Below are 19,135 nucleotides of genomic sequence, written 5' to 3'. Positions count from 1 at the left end.
TACGAGGAGCGCTGCCCGATGACTGATCTCCACCAACTGTCCGCCGTCGAACTTGCCGGTGTGATCGCCGCCAAGCAGGTCTCGATTCCCGAAGTCACCAGGTACTTCGTCGACCGTGCGACCACTTCCGACGACGTCGGTGCTTTCACGACGATCGCCGGGGAGCACGCAGTCGCCCTCGCCGAACAAGCACAGCGCAGGTTGGACGAGCGGGACGCCGGGCCCCTTCCGCGCCTGTTCGGCGTTCCGACGGCAATCAAAGACCTTGACGCTACTCGCGGCATTCGCACGACCTTCGGATCGGCGCTCTTTCGCGACTTCGTGCCGGACGCTGACGACGAGATCGTCGAGGCGATCCGAGAAGGTGGACTGATCGACATCGGTAAGACGACGGTGCCCGAGTTCGGGGCAGCCTGTTACACCGAGCCGGAAGTTGCTCCGCCTGCCCGCAGTCCGTTCGATCGCACACGAAGTGCTGCCGGCAGCAGTGGTGGCGCCGCAGCCGCCGTCGGAGCTGGTCTGGTTCCGTTTGCGCAGGGAAGCGACACGGCGGGGTCGTTGCGTTCTCCGGCGAGTACGTGCGGAGTGGTTGGCCTCAAGCCGAGCCGCGGTTTGATCACGATGGGCGTGGCGGGGCATGACAACTTCGGATTTGCGAGCAAAGGGCCGATCGCCCGGACGGTTCGCGATACCGCTGCGCTGCTGGACGTTCTGGCGACGCGACCTGGCGCCGGAACTATCCACCCGGCGCGGCCGAAGTCGTTCGAAGAGTTCGTCGTACAGGCTGGGGGAGTGCGCGCTCGGCCCTTGACCGTCGCTCTAGCGCATGGATCGGTCTCCGGCGGAGTCGTGGATCCGCAACTCTCGGACGCTGTATCGAAGGTCGGCAGTGTTTTGGAGAGCCTGGGGCACAACGTGTTCGAGCGACCTCAAGCCCGCGATGATGTTTTCGTCGATGCGTTCGTTAAGATGTTCTCGTCCTTGGCCGGCACCAAGCCGATCCCGGAGGAGTACGAGCACCTTCTCCGTCCGATAGTGCAGCACTTGCGAGTTCAAGCAAGCGGGGTGCCGTCGGGCGATCTGGCCGCGGCAATCGGAATTGTTCAAGCCTGGGCGCGGCGATGGAGCCTCGACTACGCCGACGCCGACCTTGTAGTCACCCCGACGGTGACGAAGCCTCCGCTCGCGATCGGGGAGTTGCGCAACGACGAAGATCCCGCGACCGAATTGATCGACATGGTTGCATTCACCGGAAACACCGTCGTCGCCAATGCAACCGGTTTCCCGTCGATCAGTCTGCCACTCGGTTGGACGGAAGACGGCGTTCCGCTCGGTGTGATGATTTCGGCGAAGTGGGGTTGCGACGCGGAATTGCTCTCTGCTGCTGCAATGCTCGAGGCCGAGATGCCGTGGAAGGATCGGTACCGATTCGACCGCGCAACCGTGCTCTAGTTCGGGAGCGGTATCCGGTCGCTCGCCGATGCGAACCCCAACCACGTGTGGCGGTTGCCCCACCAACACCACCCGACCTTCGGGGCGTTGCGGTTGTCTTTGCCGTCGCGACCGGTTCCGTTGCTGATCCACACGGCGGGAGTCCTGGTGTCGAAAGATCCATCGGGCTTGCGCAACCGGGAACCGATCGTCATGAAGCACTTTCCGCGTTCGAGGATGTCGGGGCGCTGCAGCAGCCAGTGGATGCCTTCGGTGAGTGTCAGCGGCGTCCGGTCCGCCTCGACGATTGCAGGCAGTGCTTCGTCCGGGCTCCAATTGGCCAGGTGATCCCCGCGGTCGACTTCACCGAGCAGATACATTGCGGTGTCAGGCAACGCGGCAGGCTCGGTAGGAGCGAACAGATCGACGTCGGCCATGTCGACGACGATGAAGCCCCGCTTGTTCTTGTGTTCGAGCAGTGAAGCCAAAACAGAAGCTGGAGCGAGTCTTTCGTGCACGGTAAGCAGTCCCACATCGCCCTGTCCGGCTGCGGCGGCTGCCCTGACGTCGCCCGCAGAAAGTCCGGCCATTTCGTGTACCCCGAGTTCGATCAATCGCTCGGCCTGCTGATCGATGGGCGGGAGGTCGAAGTGCATACCTGCGATCCTACCGATCGTGAGCAGGCCGATCGGTGGGATCGGCGGTGAGGGAAGTCGGCCACGAGACGCCCAACGCGCGCATGATGAACGGGACGGTGGTTGCCACGACGCTGTCCACTCGGTCACCGGCCATGAGCATCGGCCGTCGGCTCTCCACGCAGGCGAGGATGAGTTGCGCCGTAGCGCCGGCGTCCGAATCGACAAAAGTGCCAGCGTCGATACCTTCCTGGACGAGTTGTTCGACCAGATCAGACAGGGGGACAATATGTTCGAGGAAGTTTTCGCGATCCTGCGCTGACAACAATTCGGCCAAAGCGATTCCCGTGAATCGCTGCAGTGAGAACTCGACGAGTGTCAGTTTGACGAGGATCTCGATTCGGTCGACAGGATTCTCGCGATCCGCGAGTTCTCGTTCGGCCAGGAGCAGGAATCTATCCATCTCGCGGGTGGACCACGCAAGCAGCAATGCAGATTTGTCGGGGAAGTAGTTGTACACCGCTGTCCGCGAGACGCCGGCTGCCTGAGCCACGGTCTGCAGCTTCACGTTCTGCCAGCCCTGCTCGTGAAGTTCGTGAATGAACGCGTCCAACATGGCTTCTCGGGTAGCAATCTTGTGCTCCGCAGTTGTCGCGCCACCGGTCAGCTTCGGCATGGTCGTTCCTCCTGTGTCTGATTCACGGTCACGGGGAGGTCGAACAGATCCGCAACAAGGCGTGGATCACCCTGCCACATCGAGACGGGTACGAGCATCATCTGCTGCGCGATCGAGCGCACGGATCGACAGACCTCTTGCTCTTCGGCGGCGGTGAGGGTCGTGCGTTTGCGCAATCGCTCCATCTCCGCGGCAGTCAGATCAGTGATCCATTCTTCGGCCGCAAGCGCGAGGGGTGAATCCGGTGTCACGGCCGATCCAACTCGGCACTGGAGAACCGCGAAGTCATCACGGACAGCATGATGACGGCGACGACCGCGACGGCGTGTGCCGCCGCCAGCCAGAGCGACTCGGGTGCATGTTTGTGGAGAGTCGGCGCCATCAGCATGGCCATGAGGAGGGCGAGACCCGACAACATCGCGGGGCCGTCGGGTCGGCCGACAAGCAGGCTGACCAGAAGAACGAGCGCCACGACACTGCACACCACGTCCACCGTCGGGTAGGTGGCCGGCGCGACTCCGCGGACGGTGTCGGTGAAGTTCAGCCCGGTCGACACCAATTGTGCGAGGCCAGTCGCGCCGGCCAGCCAGGCCATCCATCGCAGCCCGTGAAGACCGGCTTTCCGCGCCAGGGTCAGAGGCTCCTCCGAGGATCCCCATGCTGCGGACGTCGGTGTTGTCACGGGCCTTCTCCTTTTTATGACGAGGTGTCGTCATAAAGTATCAGCGCATGAAAAGTGGGTTTCCTTCCGGTAGGTGACTGGCCTGCGTCGAAGGGATAGCGTCGAAGTACCGGCCGAAATGACAATCGCGGGGAGGTGGTTCGATGACGACCCCTGCCCACACGGATCGGCCCTCGTCGAAACAGAGTTGGTTGGCACGTGCGGCATTTGCGGCGCTGGTTCTTGCAGTCGTGGTGCTCCTGATTTTCGCCGGACTGAAAACCTTGACCATGCTGATCCTGGGGATCGGTGGGGTGGTCGTGTGCGTCGTAGCGGTGTACTGGTTTCTGACCACCCGCGGATTCCTCCGCTGGATCTCGTTGGCCGTGGCGGTTCTGACACCGATCGTGGTGCTCGCCTTCCTGGTCCGAGAACGACTCCTGTGGGTGGTGCTGCTCTCGATCGGGTTGTTCGTCATAGCCGGTATTTGCGCTCGCACCGCTTTGGAGGGGGAGGAGAAGGAACTGCCGGTAGTCGAGCGACCGGCGCCGCCGCCCGTCAAGCCGTTCTTCGTGATGAACCCGAACTCCGGCGGTGGCAAGGTCGAGAAGTTCGACTTGAAACGCAAGGCCGAGGAACGGGGAGCCACGGTCGCACTGCTCGAGGGGCCGGAGAAGATCGACGTGACGGCCCTGGCCAGGCAAGCGGTCGCGGACGGCGCCGACCTACTCGGTGTTGCCGGTGGCGACGGAACTCAGGGGTTGGTTGCCGCTGTTGCGGCCGAACACGACCTGCCCTTCCTGGTCGTCAGCGCCGGGACGCGCAATCATTTCGCCGCGGATCTGGGTCTCGACCTCGACGATCCGTCACGGTGCCTCGACGCTCTTGTCGACGGCGTCGAGGTCACCGTGGATCTGGGAAATGTCGGCGGTCGAACCTTCGTCAACAACGCATCGTTCGGGGCATACGCCGAAGTTGTCCAGAGTCCGGAGTACCGCGACGCCAAGACCAGCACCTTTCTGCAGAAACTCCCGGATCTGCTCGCCGGACGTGCGGGAGCGGTGCTGACCGCGCGCTCCGCGAGCCTGTCTGCCGTGGGCCCACAGGCTGTGCTGGTCAGCAACGGACCGTACGAGATGAACGACCTGGCGGGGCTCGGCCATCGGCCGCGATTGGACCGGGGCACTCTCGGCATCGTCGCGATCTCCGTCGGCAGCGCCCGCCAGGCCGTCGGGTTGCTCCATCGGGCACATCAACACGGTCTGGCTCAGGGCACCGGATTCGAGGTGATCGTCGACGCCGACACCGACGAGATTCCGGTCGGCGTCGACGGCGAAGCTCTGGTGATGCGCACTCCGGTTCGGTGCACGGTCAGCCCGCAGGCACTCCGCGTCCGCGTCCCGAAAGATCGTCCCGGGGTGCGCCGCCCCAGGCATGCCTGGGATCTGGTCCGATTGCGAGAGTTGGCGAAGTTCACGAAATCCGGCGCATGACCTGGCCGACGGCCAGAACTCCCTGTGGGTCATGCGTGTTCGCCAATGCGCTGAGCCAGTGAGCGGTGTCCTCGTCGTAGGTGCGGGCGATCTTCTCCGGGTCGACGCTCGGTGCGAAGTTGGGGAGAGCGCACCCGTTCGTCCAGGGCGCCATTGCGCGACTGAGTGCCTCGGCGTGTGGGACAACCGCGTCCGACATCGGTGGGGCGAGAACGCCGACCGTGAACAACGTGAAAGCGGCATCGCGATGACAGAAGGCGCTGCGGTGCTTCGGTTCTCGTGCGAGGGCGCCCCCGAGAAGACGTAGTTCGACGACTGTTTGCGGTGAACCGGACCCGGGGCCGGCAGCGGCCAGCAGTGCGTCGACAGCCTCGTGTGACAGGTCGGTGGTCAATGCCGTGGATTCGTGCGTCGGCATCGGGTCGACAGGATCGGCATGCACTGCCCCGACCGCGGCGTACGGAAGCACGCCGACTGCGTCGATGAGGGGTGTTGCGACTGAACGGATTCGGTCGATCAGTGGCGTGGCATCGGATTCCTCGGCAAGACTTGCGAATCTGACAGCGAAGGTGAGCCTGCCGGCCAGCGGCGGCGGAACCTGTGGAAGGGGCGGAAGTTGCAGAAAGGCAATCGAGGTCGAGCTGTGTTCGGGCAAGTCGGCGCACCAATCCAGCCACGCGTGGGCAACCACGCTTGCTTCTGCGCCGTCGAAATAGAGCGCGCCGCCGTAGAAGTGAGTGATGGGTAATAGGTCGATCTCGATGGTTGTGACGATGCCCAGAGTGGCCTTTCCTCCGCGTAGCCCCCAGAACAGTTCGGCATGTTCGTCGGGAGTGACATGAATGAGTTCACCGCTGCCGGTGACGATGTCGAATGAACGGACGTGATCGGAGGACAGTCCGTACGTGCGCACCATCGGGCCGATGCCGGCGCCGGTGAGGAAGCCGGCGACTCCGACGGTGGGTGAAGAACCTGCCAGGGGCGCCAAGCCATGGGGAGCGGCGGCGTCGATGACGTCCTGCCAGATCAAGCCGGCGCCGATTCGGGCAGTGCGGTTTTCGGGATCTATGACGCACTCCGTGAGCCTGCCGGTGTGAACGAGCAGAACGTCGTTGCCGAGGGGTACCGCGCCGTGGCCGGTGCGCTGAACACCGACGCGCAGGCCAAGCTTCGCCGCGAATCGCACAGTCGCAACAATGTCCTGCGCGTTCTCGACAGCCACCACGGCACCGGGAGTGACCGGGACCGCAACATTCCACGGAGTCGCCAACTCGTATCCCGTTTCACCCGGCAGGGCGACGGAGCCGGTCACCTCTGCGCGCAGTGATTCGGCCGCGGCGTCGAGCGTGGGGGTCTGAAGGTTCATGGCTTTCCTTTCCTCATCCGTCTTCGGTCAAGGGAAGGATGTCCGAACGCGCTTGGGTGGTTCTTGACGTGCGTACTCGAACGAATCCAAGTTTTGTCCAAGCACGTTTTTTTTGCTGTTCAGGGCGTTGTCGATCGCGCCCGGGCAGCTACACCGAGCATGCCGAGTGCCTCCGATTCCGTCGCAACCTCCGTCAGCTCCCGTTCACGCTCGGTCGACGGCTCCCGAAGTTGGGCCCGCAGCAGTCGGCATCGCAGCAGTGTCGGTGCTCCTCTGGAACCGCCGGCGACCTTCTCGGCCCGATCCAGAAGAGTCGATGCCTGCTCGATGCGACCCAGCAGGGCATGTAATCGTGCGGAGGCTTCGGCGACCGAGCCCAGTTCGCCGACATGGCCTACCGTTGCGATGCGGCCGGTGTGCGGCTCGAGAAGGTCGATGAACGTGTCGGCGTAGTCGACCAACTCCAGATCTGCGACGATCCGTGCGAGTAGTGTCTGGTGCCCGAGTGTTGTCCATGTCTGCGGCCCACGATTGATCAGCCACTTCCTGATGCCTTCAGAAGCGGCCTCGAGCTCGCCTCGGGCGGCGTCGATGGCGATGATCCACGAATCAGGTTCCACCACACCAGGGTCGGATTCTGCCAACGCACCTCGCTCCCATTCCAATGTGTTGAACGCCAGGTCTGCGCTACCTGCCGTGTACAGCTCCGTTTGCAGGTGGATTTGCCTGGCCGTCTCGTACTGCCGCCGGGCTTGCGCGAAGTCTCCGTGCCATTCGGCGAGAGTTGCTTCCATCCAGCGTAATTGGACGCGAACCACCGGGAGCTTCAGTAGCTCGCATCCGATGATCCCCTGCCTGAGGTGTTTGACGGCGGCATCGACATTGGCCAGATTCATCTCCGTCATGCTCGCGACGGCGTGTGCGACGACGCTGTCGACACGCAATTGTTGGTGCGGCAGTTCGAAAAGCTCGCGCAGTAGGCGCATCGATTCGACGCTGTGCACCGCGACTCCGGAGAAAAGCAGAATCCGTCCGAGCAAGGCGTCGGCGATCACATCTGGATCGTCGAGTTCGCGGGCGATGTCGAGAGCGCGGGCACTCCATCGATTCGGGATCTCGGCATCGGGGTGGTAACAACTGCCCACCGCCAGTGCAGCGAGAACCCTTGCGTGAGCTGCTCTGTCGTTCTCGATCAGTGGCTCCACCGCCGCGAGCCGTTCGAGCAGTGGCCCTGGATCACGACCGTACGAAACCCACGGCCAGGCTCCGGCTGCGCGAAGTAGTGCGCCTGCCAATCGCCCGACTGCGGAAGTTCGGTCTTCCCGAACAGCCTCGAGGAGACCGGCATTGACGACGTCGAGAACCGTCTGCCCTCGACCGGCTCGGGCAAGAGCCTCGACTCTGGCCACCAGCAGGTCATCCCGATCGGCGGCCAATTGCCGGGATGCCGGAAGTAGGTCGAACGCGCGGACCGCGGCCTCCCACCACTCGGCTGCAGTTTCGGAACTCCAACGATCGGTTGCGTCCTGCGCCGCAGCCGTGCACGCCTCCAGAACAACGAGTGGATCGACCAGGGGAAGTGCAGACATCAGATGTTGCGCGCGGCGGCTCAGCCGGTCCGGATCGGAAGAGTGTTCGAGCACTTCGGCAACTCGGGCGTGTATCCGCCGGCGACGAAGCGTGGGCATCGCTTCGAGGACTTCGTCTCGGAGAAGGCCATGAGCAAAGACGTAACCGCCGTTTGCCGAGTCCGCGACGATGATTCGTTCATCAGCAGCCGCGTCGAGATAATCGGCGAGAGTGTCGACATCGAGACGGGTGGCTGCGGCGAGCGTGTACACCTCGATGCCGTCGCCGATAACTGCGGAAACCTGAAGAGTTTGCAACACTGCCGGTTCCACTGCGGAAAGCCGGCGACCGAGGACAGACCGAACCGCGAGGGGGATGCTGTCGCCGAGTCGCTCGTTCTTCGGAAGCCTGGCGTACTCCGAGACGAACAGTGGGTTGCCGCCGGTTCGTTCCGCCAGGGTTCGCGCCTCCGCGTCGTCGAGCGTGTCCCCGGAGACACACTTTGCGAGTGTTGCAACCTCGGCCTGCGCGAGCGCCGGCACAATCATGGTTCGGTTTCCTTCGCCGTGGAGTACGGCTTCCTCGAACTTGCGCACTGCCGGAACGACTTCCGAGTCTCGGAGCGTCGACACGAACCAGACGCTGGCACTGGTCATTGCGCCGACCAGATAGGTCAGGCAACGAAGTGAGGTGGGATCAGCCCATTGAATGTCGTCGATGACGACGGTCAACGGTGCATCTGTCGCCGCGGCTTCGATGGTGGTGCGCACCCGTTCGTAGACGGCGAATCTCGCCGCGTCCGGATCGGCGCCGGTCGGCGGCGTCAGTACGACGTCGGCGTCGACACCGAGTTCGCGAACCAGTCGGCGGATCGGCCACCACGGCGGTGTTCCGTCGTCCTCCGGACAACGTGCCCATACGGCGGCTCCTTGGATGGATGTTGTTCTTGTCGAACACTCCTCGGCTAATCGTGTCTTCCCGATACCGGCGGGGCCGGTCAAGATCAACCAGCGAGGCGAGCCCCGGCGAACGTCGTCGAACATCTTGTCGGCGACGACCGTCTGGTCCTCGCGCCCGACGAACAAGCGTGAGGAATCAGTCTCGGATATGGCTGCTACCGCTGGGGGTGAAGTCGGGACCGGAACTTGTTCGGCTCCCGTCCATCCCGGAGTGCGCGGCCAAGCGGCCAATCCCGGTTCGTGGCGCAGGATCGCGCCTTGCAGTGCTGTCAGCTCCCCGCCGGGCTCCAGTCCCAGCTCGGCGTCGAGCCGAGACGCGTGTAATCGAAACTGTTCCAAGGCTTCCGGTGACCTACCCGCCCGATGCAGGGCAACCATTCGGAGCCAGCAGGTCCGGTCGCGGAACGGGTACTCGCTACAGAGTTGAGCAGCTTCGACCAGCGCGGGTGCCAGGCGCCCGAGAGCCAGAAGCGCCGTTATCCGGGTCTCCCGGCACTCGGTCCGCACTTCCTCGAAGGCTGCGGCTTCCACCTCCACCCAGTGCGCGTCGTTCAGGTCGTCCAGAAGCTGCCCCCGGACCGAGGCGAGGGCACGGTCAGCGGTCGTCAATGCCTCCTGCCACCGTCCGTTCTCAGCGTGTTGTCGCGCGGTTTCGGCGTCGTCGAGAAACACCGACAGATCGACGTCTGCCGGAGCGACGTCGAGGACATAGCCAGGCGATTGACGCACTATCGGTGACGCCGTACCGGTTTCGACGCGCAGTGCTCGGCGCAGGTTGGAGATGTACGCCTGGATGCTTGCCATCGCACTCGCCGGTGCGTCGTCGTGCCAGAGAGCATCGATCAGGCGGTCGGTGGAGACGACGCGACCACGGTTGAGCAGTAGGACGGCAAGGACCGATCGTTTGTTTTCGAGGGCCCAGATCGATCACGTCGCTCGTCGCCGGCCCGCGTGCGACCTCCAACGGCCCGAGCAGTCGATAGATCATCCGTTTCCCCTCGTACCTGCGGACGCAGGACGGTTCGATTCTAAGGAGTGAAATTCATACATGCAGGACAAAACGGTCAACTAGTTCTCGTCAACACCTGCTCGGATTCCTCGGAAAGAGTCTGGTTGACCCTGGTAGTGCGCAGCGTCGCCGCACAGACCAACGCACCGAGAGCCGCGATGAAGGCAGCGACAAACAGTGCCAATCGGAGTCCACTGACAAAGTCGTCCGGTGATCCGCCGGGCAGTATCGACTGCGCCGGTAGGAAGGCACCGAGCAGGGCAACCCCAACCGCGATGCCGGTCTGTCGGAACGCGTCGTTGATCCCTGCGGCCAATCCTGAATGGTTCGAAGTGCTTTCGCCCAGAACCAACCCACTCATGACGGGGTTGAACACCCCGGCCCCCACACACGCGACAACAAATCCGGGAAGTATCGCGTGCGGCGAACTGGTCACGTCGACGACGGTCATCATGACCAGACCGATGGAGACGAGTAGTAGCGAACACGTCAATGAGACTGAGACGGGGATGCGTCCGTCCAATTTCGCGGTGCCACCGGCGACGACGAACATCGCTATCGTCGCCGGTAGATACACCAGGCCTGCGTCCACAGGGGACAGATGCAGCACGTTCTGCAGGTAGATCGTCGTGTAGACGAAGACCGCGAACAGGGAAGCGGAGATCGAGAACGCTGCGATCTGCGCTCCGGCGAAGGCCCGATTGGCGAGCAGATGCGGGGGCAGCATGGGCTCGGTGGTACGAAGCTCGTGTAGGTAGAAACCGATCAGGGCAGCGGTGGCGATCACTGCGGCGATTACCGGCTGCGGCTCGAACCACCCGGCCTCGTTGCCGCGTAACAAACCAAACACCAGAGCTGCCAGGCCGGTGGACACCAGAATCTGCCCGAGCACGTCCGCGCCCCGAGGTCGAGGATCGCGTGATTCCGGAACCCACCGCACCGTCAGCGCCAGGGTGATCAACCCGATCGGAACATTGATCAAAAAGATTGCGCGCCAATCCAAGAACTCGGTGAGTAGTCCGCCGACCAATGGGCCGACGGCAAACGCGCCACCGATCGTGGCGCCGTAGGCAGCCAAAGCCGTTGCGCGCTGCGGGCCCTTCGCGAACACGTCCGCCAGCAAAGCAAGTGAGCAGGCGAAGAGTACGGCACCGCCGATGCCCTGAGCGGCCCGCGCGAGATCGAGCACCCAGATGTTCGGCGCGAGCGCGCAGAACAGAGATGCCGTGGTGAACCACAGAATGCCGATGATGAAGACATGGCGTCGACCCCGTCGGTCTGCCCACGATCCGGCACTGAGAACCACGGTCGCCAATGCCAGCGTGTACGCGTCGATCACCCATTGCAGGGCGCTGACACCGGTGTCGAGATCGGATGCGATCGATGGCAGGGCGGTGTTGACGACGGCGATGTCGAGCATGAGCATCGCGGTGCTCACGCACACTGCCAGCAGAGTGGCTCGGCGTACTGCGGTGTTCCGTACTGCGGTGTTCTTCGTGGTGATCGGTGCGGTCATGGCCCGTCCTGATGGTCGAAGGGGTGTGTACTCGGAACACCCTGCGCTCCGACGCTTGGGACATATCGGGCGAAATGCTTGGAACCCACATGGTCGATAACTGCCGTGTTACTCGGGATCGGTCACTACCCGTTCGGTCGAATGCGCACTCTCCCAACGGTTAATCTCTGGTCATGGAGACCAGCCAGTGGGTGCGACGGGTGTTGGTGGTGGAAGACCAACCACTGATGCGTGCGCTCGTAGGTGACACGCTCACACACGCCGGGTTCGTGGTCCATACGGCCGGATCGGCGGTCGAAGCGCTCACGGAGTTCGACGGTTTCGATCCTGACCTCTTGGTCACGGACATCGACCTTGGCGTGCGGCCGAACGGCGTCGATCTCGCGAATATCGTCACGGTGAAGGCTCCGCATTGCGCGATCGTGTTCCTGACGAACTACCCCAACGCATCGACAGCGCCAGGTTCTGCGGGTGTGCCGCCGAAATCGCTGTTCGTGGACAAAGCGGCTGTCAAGTCGGCGGATCAGTTGATCGGCGTAGTGGAGGCCGCGTTGACGGAAACCGAGCCACCGACGCTCGGGAGTGATCCGGATTCCGCTTTGTCGAGCCTCACCAGATCACAGCTCGATCTTCTGCGTTACATCTCGCTCGGCTGGTCGAACAGGGCGATCGCGGCGCATCGCGGGTCCTCGATCCGAGGGGTGGAGAAGCTCATCGCGCGCACTCTCGAGAGCCTGGGATTGACGCACGATTCGTCCACCAATCCGAGAGTGCTTGCTGCGAGCATATTCATCCGCCATTTCGGTGTACCCGAAGTGACCGACTCGGTGTGAACCCGCGGGAGTGGTGGCTTCGACTCGGTGATCGGAACATCGTCACCACGTGGTCCTGGATTCTGACGCTGCCGTTCGCGGTGACCGTGATGGCCAACTACTACCTGTGTACCGGGGTGCGCGAGGTCGGCGTGATGGCAGTCGGCGCCTGTGCGACCCACTGCATTGTCGGGGTGATGCTGCTGATTGCGAGGGCTGTCCTTGCAGCACACCGATCGCAGCTCGCAGCCCTGGCCCTGTTCGCAGTGATCGGCGCGATCCGCCCGTTCGTCCTCGACGCGATCACCCGCGCGCTCGAACTCCCCGTCGACCCCAGACCGATGCTCGTCCGGGTGGCACTCAACGTCGTGTGCAGCGTTGTCTTCTTGTCGTTGACCGCCGTACTGGTAAGTGCTCTCCGTGACCGCATCGCGCGGCAACGGAGTTTGAAGGTTGCCGGGGCCGCCGTCCAGCTCCAAGAGACCCGCGATCGATTTCGCCTCGACCAGACCCGTGCGCAGTGTCGGAGAGAGCTCGAGCGCAGTATCGAGACAGTCATGCACACGGTTGCTGAAACGGAACTCGAGGGAGTGCGAGGGGCCGCTCTCTTGAAGCGAATCTCCGACGACGTGGTTCGCCCGATGAGTCATCGACTGTTCCGGGAGATTCCCCCGATCGAATCACCGACGCCGGGTGTGCGGCTGACGGCGAGAGATCGACTGATCGGCGTCGTACGCAGCGTTGAACCGGCGCCACTGTACGTACCGGTGTTCGCGTACACGGCACTGGTGACCGTCTACCTGCTCGCGACTTACGGCGTGACGTTCACGGCGGTCCAGCTCGGCGCCGGTTTCTGGATCTTTGTCGGTGGCAATGTGTGCGCCCGGCGCATCGTTCGGAACGGAGACGGCCCCCTACGACGGATTGCAACTCTTGCCGCGGTGTACTGCTCGAGTGCGCTGATCAGCAGTGCCGCGACGTGTCTGCTCCTGTTTGCGTTCGGCTATGTCCCTACTTTCTACCTCTCGTCGATGGCCGTCTACCCGTTGGTTGCGTTATCCGTCTGTCTGATCAGGGCTGCGGATACGCAGCGTCAGGACGAGGAGCATCAACTCCGCAGCGCCCTGAGTCGGCAAGCGCTCGATGCAGCTCGTATCCATTCCGAGCTCATGCACACCCGACGTGGACTAGCCAGGTTGTTGCATTCGTCGGTTCAGAGCGAACTCGTAGCGGCCGCATGGACTTCAGGGGCCGATAGCGGTGTCGATGTTGCAGAGACCATTGCCCGAATTCTCGACGGCTTGGAAAGCGACCTGTCTGCGTCTTCTGATCAGCCGGCTGACTCCGATGCCCGAAAGCGCATCGATGATCTGGTCACGGTGTGGCGCTACGCAATTCCGCTCGTCAGTCACGTCGACGACGAAGTCTGGCCCGTGATCGGATCAGGCTCCGCTCGGCTCGACAGCGTGGTGGAGATCCTGTCGGAGGGACTGACCAACGCCGTGAAACACGGTGAAGAAGGGCCCGTCTTCCTCGAGGTGACACTTTCCGATGCTCGGGCTGTAGTAGTGCGAATCAGTTCGCCGGGTCGGCTGCCGGCGGCACGGGATTCGGGGATCGGGCTTGAATCGCTCGCCGGTACGGTAACGTCCCTCGAACTTGTCGAAGAGGAAGACCAGGTGGTTCTCACCGCCGTGCTTCTGTGACACCGTGAGTGGCAATGTCGTGGAGACCGAACATTTCGCCAGTGGCCGGATTTGCGACTTGTACGGTCGCAGAAATGGAATCGATTACCGCGCAGCTCATCCCACTCGCCACTGGCGTCGTCATCAGCCCGATTCCTCTGGTTGCGATCATCGCGATCCTGCTGTCGGCTCGGGCGAAGGCAAATGCTTTCGCGTACACCGCGAGCATCCTCCTGGCTGCAGCTGCGGTTACGGCAGCCACGGCACTCTCCACCACCGGAGTGGAATCGAAGTCCAGCGGCGGCGCGCATACCGTCCAGACGTTGTTCGCCGTTGTGTTCACCGTCGGTTTCCTGGCGCTCGCGTACTCGAGTTGGCGTAGCCGCCCGAAAGACGATGCCGAGCCGGCGATGCCGTCGTGGTTGGCGCAGATCGACTCGATGCAACCGGCCAAAGCTGCCGTCCTGGGACTGTTGCTGACCGTACCCAACGCGAAGAACCTGCCGCTCGAACTCAAGGCAGGTTCGATCATCGGGGGCGGGCACTTCACTTGGATAACGGTGATCGCGTACTCGGTACTGTTCGCGGCCGGAGCGTCGATTGCCTTGATCGTGTTGTCTGCCTTGGCTGCCGTGCCCTCAGCGAAGGTGACCGATGCGCTGAGCTCCACCAAAAGCACTCTGATCCACCACAATGCGGCAATCATGACCGTTTTGTTCCTGATGCTGGCAGCATTGGAACTCTCGCACGTTGTCGAAGCCCTGTCGAAGTAGCCACTTTGTTTTCGAGGAGAAATCGAATGACGATCACACCCAGCGAAGCGCCGGTAGTCGAGACAACGTACGGGCCGGTTCGAGGATCGACGAAAGGCTCGGTGTCGAGTTGGAAGGGGATTCGTTACGCGGCACCCCCTGTCGGTCCACTGCGATTTCGCGCGCCGGTTCCGCCGCAGCCGTGGACCGAGGTTCAGGACGCAACAGAATTCGGGCCGTGTGAGCCGCAAAGTCGACTCGCGATGATTCCGCTCGGTGAGAACGTTCCGATGGACGAGGACTGCCTGTTCCTCAACGTGTGGGCGCCGCGCCCGGTCGGTGCGGATGCGCCGGGTAAACCGGTGATGGTCTGGATTCACGGCGGAGCGTACTTCCGCGGAGCATCCAGCCAACCACTTTTCGACGCAACCACATTGGCCGAGAACGGTGACGTTGTCGTCGTCTCGATCAACTACCGTATCGGTGTTTTCGGCTTCGTCGACTTCTCGTCCTTCAATTCGAGTGAACATACCTTCGAGCCCAATGTCGCTCTCCGCGACATGATTGCAGCGCTGCAATGGGTTCAAGGCAACATCGCAGCCTTCGGTGGTGACCCGAATCGAGTGACGCTGTTCGGTGAGTCGGCAGGCGGCGGCGCCGTGACGACGCTGATGACCGTCCCGTCCGCCCGCGGATTGTTTCATCGCGCCATCGCCGAAAGTTCGCCCGCCACTTCGGTGTACGGGAGTGAACGCGGCGAGATCGTCGCGAAGCTGTTTCTCGAGATCTTCAGCGGCGGCGAGGCCGATCTGGGGCTGTTGCGAACCACTGCCGCCGAGGACCTTCTCGGGCCTTCGGACGAACTGTTCGCACGGGTTCCGCAGGAGACACCGGGAACTCTGGCGTTCGCACCGATCGTCGACGGTGATCTGCTCCCCGACTACCCGGTGCGAGCGTTCCGTCACGGCAACGCACACCCAATTCCGCTGATCATCGGAACCAACAAGGACGAGTCTTCGCTCTTCCGGATGATGAAGTCGCCGTTGATGCCGATCGATCCCGTCGTGATCACGTCGATGTTCGCAGAGATCGCCGACGAGCATCCAGGGCTCGAGTTGCCCGATCATTCTCAGATCGAAGGTGCGTATTCGGGACTGTCCAAGCTCGGTGCCGGTCTCGGGTTGACCCGTGACTTCGGATTCCGTCTGCCGACCTTGTGGATTGCCGAGGCGCACAGCAAGATTGCGCCGACATGGTTGTACCGCTTCGACTACGCGCCGCCGATGCTCAGGGCGCTGAAGATCGGTGCGACGCACGGTACCGAACTCGCCTACGTCTTCGGCAACATCAACCACGGAGCACGGGACATCACCTACAAGTTGGGAGGACTGAGCGCGGCGCGTCATGTATCGGAGCGTATGCAGACGAGGTGGCTGGATTTCGCCAGAGCTGCAGGTGATTACGAGTCCGAGTCCGATCGCGAACTGGGTACGGCTCCGGGGTGGCCCACTTATGGCACCGACACACGCTCGACACTGTTGATCGACAAGCACGACGCCGTCGTCGCTGATCTCGACCGCGAGATCCGGGAGGCGTGGGGTGACACGGTGATCGCATTCACCTGATGGTTCCGGTCTACTGCAGTTTGGTGAGATAGTGCGAGACGGGACCCGCAGTGAGCATTCCACTTCCGGCGCCGGCTATTTCGGCGGCGGCAGGTAGGAGTGCCGCTCGCGCACGCTCCTCGACTCGACGGTCGCCGACTGCAGTGGCCGCTGCGGCAGTCAGGCACCACAGTGCCTCGGAGAGCAGGTCTTTGGGTGGGTCCGGCATTGCCTCGACTGCCCGGGCGGCCTCGCTGACCTGCCCTTGCGCGAGAAGGAGGTGCGGCCGGGCCCAAGGTTCGTACGGGCCCCACTGCGTAGTCGGGTCGAAAGCCGCCGGCAGTCCCCTCCATACGCGGAGGGCGAGAATTGCGAGAGGGAGTATGCCGTCCTCGAGGCCGGGCATACCGGAATCGGAAAGGTTCACCGCCGCAGCTTCGTACAGCTTCTCGCAGTGCGCCGCTTCCGCGCCGGTAGCGGCAGTACGCATAGCGCGAAACCAGGTGGTGAACACCGCTGCCAACGGTCGCTCGTGACGTCCGGCCAATCGATCAACCGTCTCGGCGTGTAGCTCTGCTGCATCGAATTGCCCCAGTGCACTGAGGGCTTGCATGCGGATCAGATGGCCGAGGATCTCGAAGGTGGACAAGCCGTGTCGAACGGAGAGGTCTACCAGTTCACGACCGATACCGTCGCGCTCAGAGGCCAGACCGGTAGTCCAGAACGTCTGCATGAACAACCCGTTCAGAGCGAAGGCCAGGAGCCCTGGATCATCGAGAGCGCGACCGATCTGCACTGCAGCACGGGCATATTCGAGTCCGCGATGACCGGATAGTCCGCGCGATTCGAGTGCGATTGTTGCCAACAGTCTGGCCCGAGCGAGTTCGTTGCCGACCGGAAGTCGATCGAGGGTGCGCTGAGCGGCCTCGACGATCTGCGCAGCCTGCCGAGGATCGTCGGATCGTGTCCAGATTCCGGGCACGTCGTAGTTGCCGATGATCCGTGCGGTGAGTTCGACATCGTCCACTTGTTCAGCGGCGCCGATGATGGTCAGTCGCTGGTTTCGGGCAGTCTCCAGTCCGCTTCCACCCGCAACTGCCAGACTTCGGAGGAGGCCGACTGTGGACTCCAATCTCGATTTCGATCCTGCCGCTACGGTCCGGTCGTACGCTGCCGAAACCTGAGCGAAGATCTGTTCTGCTGCTACAGGATTCAGGTGAGTCTCGCGGCGGAGAATGTCGGACTCGAGATCGGTCAGTCGTGGACCGGGATCGATACCCAACTCTTCGGCGAGTAACTTTCGTGCCCGACGGATGACTGCCAGAGCATCGCCTTGACGGTCGGTGCGGTACAGCGCGAGAGCGAGTAGCCGCCAACCATCCTCGCGCCAAGGGTGTTCCGTCACGTGGGCATCCAGTTCGGGAATTGCTTCGGCGGTTCGCCCGAGATCGAGGAGCGCGGATGCCAAGCCTTCGACACCAGTCAGACGCAGTTCCTCCAAGCGTGACCGCTCGGATCGAGCCCAAGGTTCTTCGGTGAACTCCGCGTACGCCGGTCCTCGCCACAACTGGAGCGCGGTTCGTAGCAGTTCGAGTGATTGCGCGGGCGTCGAGTGGGTGGCTTCACGAACCAGTCTTTCGAATTCCCAGGCGTCGACGGCGTCGGGTGCAGCATGAAAGGCGTAGCCAGGCCCGTCGGTGACAATGACTTTCGGCTTCGTTCGCGGCGCACGATCCGGCTCGAGTGAGCGCCTCAGTGCGGAAACGAACGTACGTATTGCGCTGGTCGCCCCGGCCGGAGGATCGACCCAGAGGTCGTCGACAATCACGTCCACCGGAACGACACGTCCCCGGGCGATGATCAGACGAGCGAGGACCGCTCTGTGTCGTGGGCCCTTCAGATCGATCAACCCTGACGAATCGTTCCACGCGACCACGGGTCCGAGAACTCCGATAGCTGTGTGGTCTCGCATTTCCCCACGCTATCGCGCTCATCGAATGCTCATCGACTGCGGCGAAGCTGATTGCCATCACCCCGACTTGCCATCACCCCGACTTGCCATCACCCCGACGAACGAGAGCAACCGATGACGATCACCATCCCAGACTTCGACTACCAGCAGATTTCCGCCACGGACGGCGTGCGACTCAATGTCGCGGTCGGTGGAAGCGGAACACCACTCGTCCTTCTGCACGGCTTCCCCCAGACTCACCTCATGTGGCGTCACGTAGCCACTGCATTGGCGTCGGATCACACCGTCATCTGCCCGGATCTCCGCGGATACGGGGCCAGCGACAAACCGGTCGAGGAAAACCCGGACACCTACTCCAAGAGAACAATGGCTGCCGACATCGTCGAGGTGGCGAGGAAATTGGGACACGAGAAGTTCGCCCTCGTCGGCCACGATCGTGGCGCACTGGTTGCCGTCAGAGCGGGGCTGGATCATCCGAACGTGATCACGCAGCTCGGTTCGCTGGACGTGCTCCCCACCTTGGATATGTGGGACATCCTGCACGGATCGAACGCTGCTGTGGCATTTCATCTCTATCTCATGGCTCAGCCACCCGGTCTCCCCGAGCAGATGATCAGCGCCAGCGCCGACGCATTCTTCGAGTACTTTCTCGACGTGTGGACGCAGAACCGCGAAGCGATTCCGGCAGACGTGCGGGCCGAATACCTGCGCGCCTCACGGGAGGCGGTGCCGTCGATCGTTGCCGATTACCGGGCGTCGGCAGGCATCGACGTCGAACACGATCAGGCCGATCGCGATGCGGGCAACCAACTGCACATGCCGGTCACGGTCATTCAGCAGGACTGGGGTTCGATGCTCGGCTACGACGCCGAGGCCCTGTGGAAAGCGTGGGCGCCCGATCTCGAACACCGCACGCTGTCCGCTGGTCACTTCATGGCAGAAGAGGCGCCTGCCGAAGTGGTCGAAACGATCCGCACCTTACTGAAAAGGTAGTT

General features: G+C 62.8%; 15 protein-coding genes and 1 pseudogene. 7 read left to right on the top strand and 9 right to left on the bottom strand.

What is annotated here, in order from left to right:
* Positions 1-18 precede the first annotated feature (18 nt).
* Entirely contained in the window at positions 19-1,452 is a 1,434-nt protein-coding gene (locus I7X09_RS18540; protein ID WP_095972381.1) for an amidase, read from the top strand.
* On the opposite strand, the gene I7X09_RS18535 is transcribed toward I7X09_RS18540, so the two are convergent.
* The 4 genes from I7X09_RS18535 to I7X09_RS18520 are packed head-to-tail and all read right to left on the bottom strand — an operon-like array spanning position 1,449 to position 3,424.
* Positions 1,449-2,087: a DUF5701 family protein gene (locus I7X09_RS18535; RefSeq protein WP_200313254.1), complete on the bottom strand. Its 639-nt coding sequence runs from the start codon at positions 2,085-2,087 to the stop codon at positions 1,449-1,451. The two genes, I7X09_RS18540 and I7X09_RS18535, sit on opposite strands and share 4 nt — an antisense overlap.
* Before the next feature lie 10 nt (positions 2,088-2,097).
* Positions 2,098-2,742, bottom strand: coding sequence for a TetR/AcrR family transcriptional regulator (locus I7X09_RS18530; RefSeq protein ID WP_124567179.1), 645 nt, complete (start codon positions 2,740-2,742; stop codon positions 2,098-2,100).
* Positions 2,730-2,993 carry a hypothetical protein gene (locus I7X09_RS18525; protein ID WP_124567178.1) on the bottom strand — a complete coding sequence of 88 codons (264 nt, stop codon included), beginning with the start codon at positions 2,991-2,993 and terminating at the stop codon, positions 2,730-2,732. Before I7X09_RS18525 ends, I7X09_RS18530 begins: the two co-directional genes overlap by 13 nt.
* A complete protein-coding gene (locus tag I7X09_RS18520; protein ID WP_200313253.1) occupies positions 2,990-3,424 on the bottom strand; it encodes a hypothetical protein in 435 nt (144 codons plus the stop codon). The genes I7X09_RS18525 and I7X09_RS18520 overlap by 4 nt, the downstream gene beginning before the upstream one ends.
* 143 nt (positions 3,425-3,567) lie before the next feature.
* Between I7X09_RS18520 and I7X09_RS18515 the strand changes: the two genes are divergently transcribed.
* Positions 3,568-4,896 carry a diacylglycerol/lipid kinase family protein gene (locus I7X09_RS18515; RefSeq protein ID WP_200313252.1) on the top strand — a complete coding sequence of 443 codons (1,329 nt, stop codon included), beginning with the start codon at positions 3,568-3,570 and terminating at the stop codon, positions 4,894-4,896.
* Here the strand turns inward: I7X09_RS18515 and I7X09_RS18510 are convergent.
* From I7X09_RS18510 to I7X09_RS18500, 4 genes and pseudogenes are all read right to left on the bottom strand, one after another.
* Positions 4,877-6,262 carry an FAD-binding oxidoreductase gene (locus tag I7X09_RS18510; RefSeq protein ID WP_200313251.1) on the bottom strand — a complete coding sequence of 462 codons (1,386 nt, stop codon included), beginning with the start codon at positions 6,260-6,262 and terminating at the stop codon, positions 4,877-4,879. The two genes, I7X09_RS18515 and I7X09_RS18510, sit on opposite strands and share 20 nt — an antisense overlap.
* Positions 6,263-6,381: 119 nt before the next feature.
* Positions 6,382-9,594: an ATP-binding protein gene (locus tag I7X09_RS18505; RefSeq protein WP_325100588.1), complete on the bottom strand. Its 3,213-nt coding sequence runs from the start codon at positions 9,592-9,594 to the stop codon at positions 6,382-6,384.
* Positions 9,595-9,672: pseudogene (locus I7X09_RS29680) on the bottom strand (hypothetical protein); the annotation flags it as partial.
* 182 nt (positions 9,673-9,854) lie between these two features.
* The gene (locus I7X09_RS18500) at positions 9,855-11,315 is read right to left on the bottom strand and encodes an MFS transporter (protein WP_200313250.1); all 1,461 of its coding nucleotides are present in this window, start codon (positions 11,313-11,315) and stop codon (positions 9,855-9,857) included.
* Positions 11,316-11,488: 173 nt separating this feature from the next.
* Here I7X09_RS18500 and I7X09_RS18495 point away from each other — a divergent pair, with 173 nt between their 5' ends.
* The 4 genes from I7X09_RS18495 (at position 11,489) to I7X09_RS18480 (ending at position 16,189) form a co-directional block, all read left to right on the top strand.
* The gene (locus I7X09_RS18495; RefSeq protein ID WP_166809926.1) at positions 11,489-12,148 is read left to right on the top strand and encodes a response regulator; all 660 of its coding nucleotides are present in this window, start codon (positions 11,489-11,491) and stop codon (positions 12,146-12,148) included.
* Positions 12,145-13,833 carry a two-component system, sensor protein gene (locus tag I7X09_RS18490; RefSeq protein ID WP_200313249.1) on the top strand — a complete coding sequence of 563 codons (1,689 nt, stop codon included), beginning with the start codon at positions 12,145-12,147 and terminating at the stop codon, positions 13,831-13,833. The genes I7X09_RS18495 and I7X09_RS18490 overlap by 4 nt, the downstream gene beginning before the upstream one ends.
* Positions 13,834-13,907: 74 nt before the next feature.
* The gene (locus I7X09_RS18485) at positions 13,908-14,585 is read left to right on the top strand and encodes a GAP family protein (RefSeq protein WP_200313248.1); all 678 of its coding nucleotides are present in this window, start codon (positions 13,908-13,910) and stop codon (positions 14,583-14,585) included.
* 26 nt (positions 14,586-14,611) lie between these two features.
* The gene (locus tag I7X09_RS18480) at positions 14,612-16,189 is read left to right on the top strand and encodes a carboxylesterase/lipase family protein (RefSeq protein ID WP_200313247.1); all 1,578 of its coding nucleotides are present in this window, start codon (positions 14,612-14,614) and stop codon (positions 16,187-16,189) included.
* Positions 16,190-16,199: 10 nt separating this feature from the next.
* Here the strand turns inward: I7X09_RS18480 and I7X09_RS18475 are convergent, their stop codons facing one another.
* Complete coding sequence (locus I7X09_RS18475) at positions 16,200-18,140, bottom strand: AfsR/SARP family transcriptional regulator (protein ID WP_200313246.1); 1,941 nt, start codon at positions 18,138-18,140, stop codon at positions 16,200-16,202.
* A 114-nt stretch (positions 18,141-18,254) separates the two neighbouring features.
* Here I7X09_RS18475 and I7X09_RS18470 point away from each other — a divergent pair, with 114 nt between their 5' ends.
* A complete protein-coding gene (locus tag I7X09_RS18470) occupies positions 18,255-19,133 on the top strand; it encodes an alpha/beta fold hydrolase (protein ID WP_124567169.1) in 879 nt (292 codons plus the stop codon).
* Positions 19,134-19,135: the final 2 nt, after the last annotated feature.

Origin of the sequence: Rhodococcus sp. P-2 (assembly GCF_016598535.1) — a bacterium.
GTDB classification, from domain to species: domain Bacteria; phylum Actinomycetota; class Actinomycetes; order Mycobacteriales; family Mycobacteriaceae; genus Rhodococcus_F; species Rhodococcus_F baikonurensis.
Note: the sequence above shows the minus strand (reverse complement) of the source record. Positions and strands in the feature narration are given on the sequence as shown.

Excerpts from the sequence above, each read along its gene's own strand:
- I7X09_RS18495 (WP_166809926.1), top strand. The coding sequence starts at position 11,489 with ATGGAGACCAGCCAGTGGGTGCGACGGGTGTTGGTGGTGGAAGACCAA.
- I7X09_RS18485 (WP_200313248.1), top strand. The coding sequence starts at position 13,908 with ATGGAATCGATTACCGCGCAGCTCATCCCACTCGCCACTGGCGTCGTC.
- I7X09_RS18530 (WP_124567179.1), bottom strand. The coding sequence starts at position 2,742 with ATGCCGAAGCTGACCGGTGGCGCGACAACTGCGGAGCACAAGATTGCT.
- I7X09_RS18470 (WP_124567169.1), top strand. The coding sequence starts at position 18,255 with ATGACGATCACCATCCCAGACTTCGACTACCAGCAGATTTCCGCCACG.
- I7X09_RS18480 (WP_200313247.1), top strand. The coding sequence starts at position 14,612 with ATGACGATCACACCCAGCGAAGCGCCGGTAGTCGAGACAACGTACGGG.
- I7X09_RS18515 (WP_200313252.1), top strand. The coding sequence starts at position 3,568 with ATGACGACCCCTGCCCACACGGATCGGCCCTCGTCGAAACAGAGTTGG.
- I7X09_RS18510 (WP_200313251.1), bottom strand. The coding sequence starts at position 6,262 with ATGAACCTTCAGACCCCCACGCTCGACGCCGCGGCCGAATCACTGCGC.
- I7X09_RS18535 (WP_200313254.1), bottom strand. The coding sequence starts at position 2,087 with ATGCACTTCGACCTCCCGCCCATCGATCAGCAGGCCGAGCGATTGATC.
- I7X09_RS18540 (WP_095972381.1), top strand. The coding sequence starts at position 19 with ATGACTGATCTCCACCAACTGTCCGCCGTCGAACTTGCCGGTGTGATC.
- I7X09_RS18500 (WP_200313250.1), bottom strand. The coding sequence starts at position 11,315 with ATGACCGCACCGATCACCACGAAGAACACCGCAGTACGGAACACCGCA.
- I7X09_RS18475 (WP_200313246.1), bottom strand. The coding sequence starts at position 18,140 with ATGCGAGACCACACAGCTATCGGAGTTCTCGGACCCGTGGTCGCGTGG.
- I7X09_RS18505 (WP_325100588.1), bottom strand. The coding sequence starts at position 9,594 with ATGGCAAGCATCCAGGCGTACATCTCCAACCTGCGCCGAGCACTGCGC.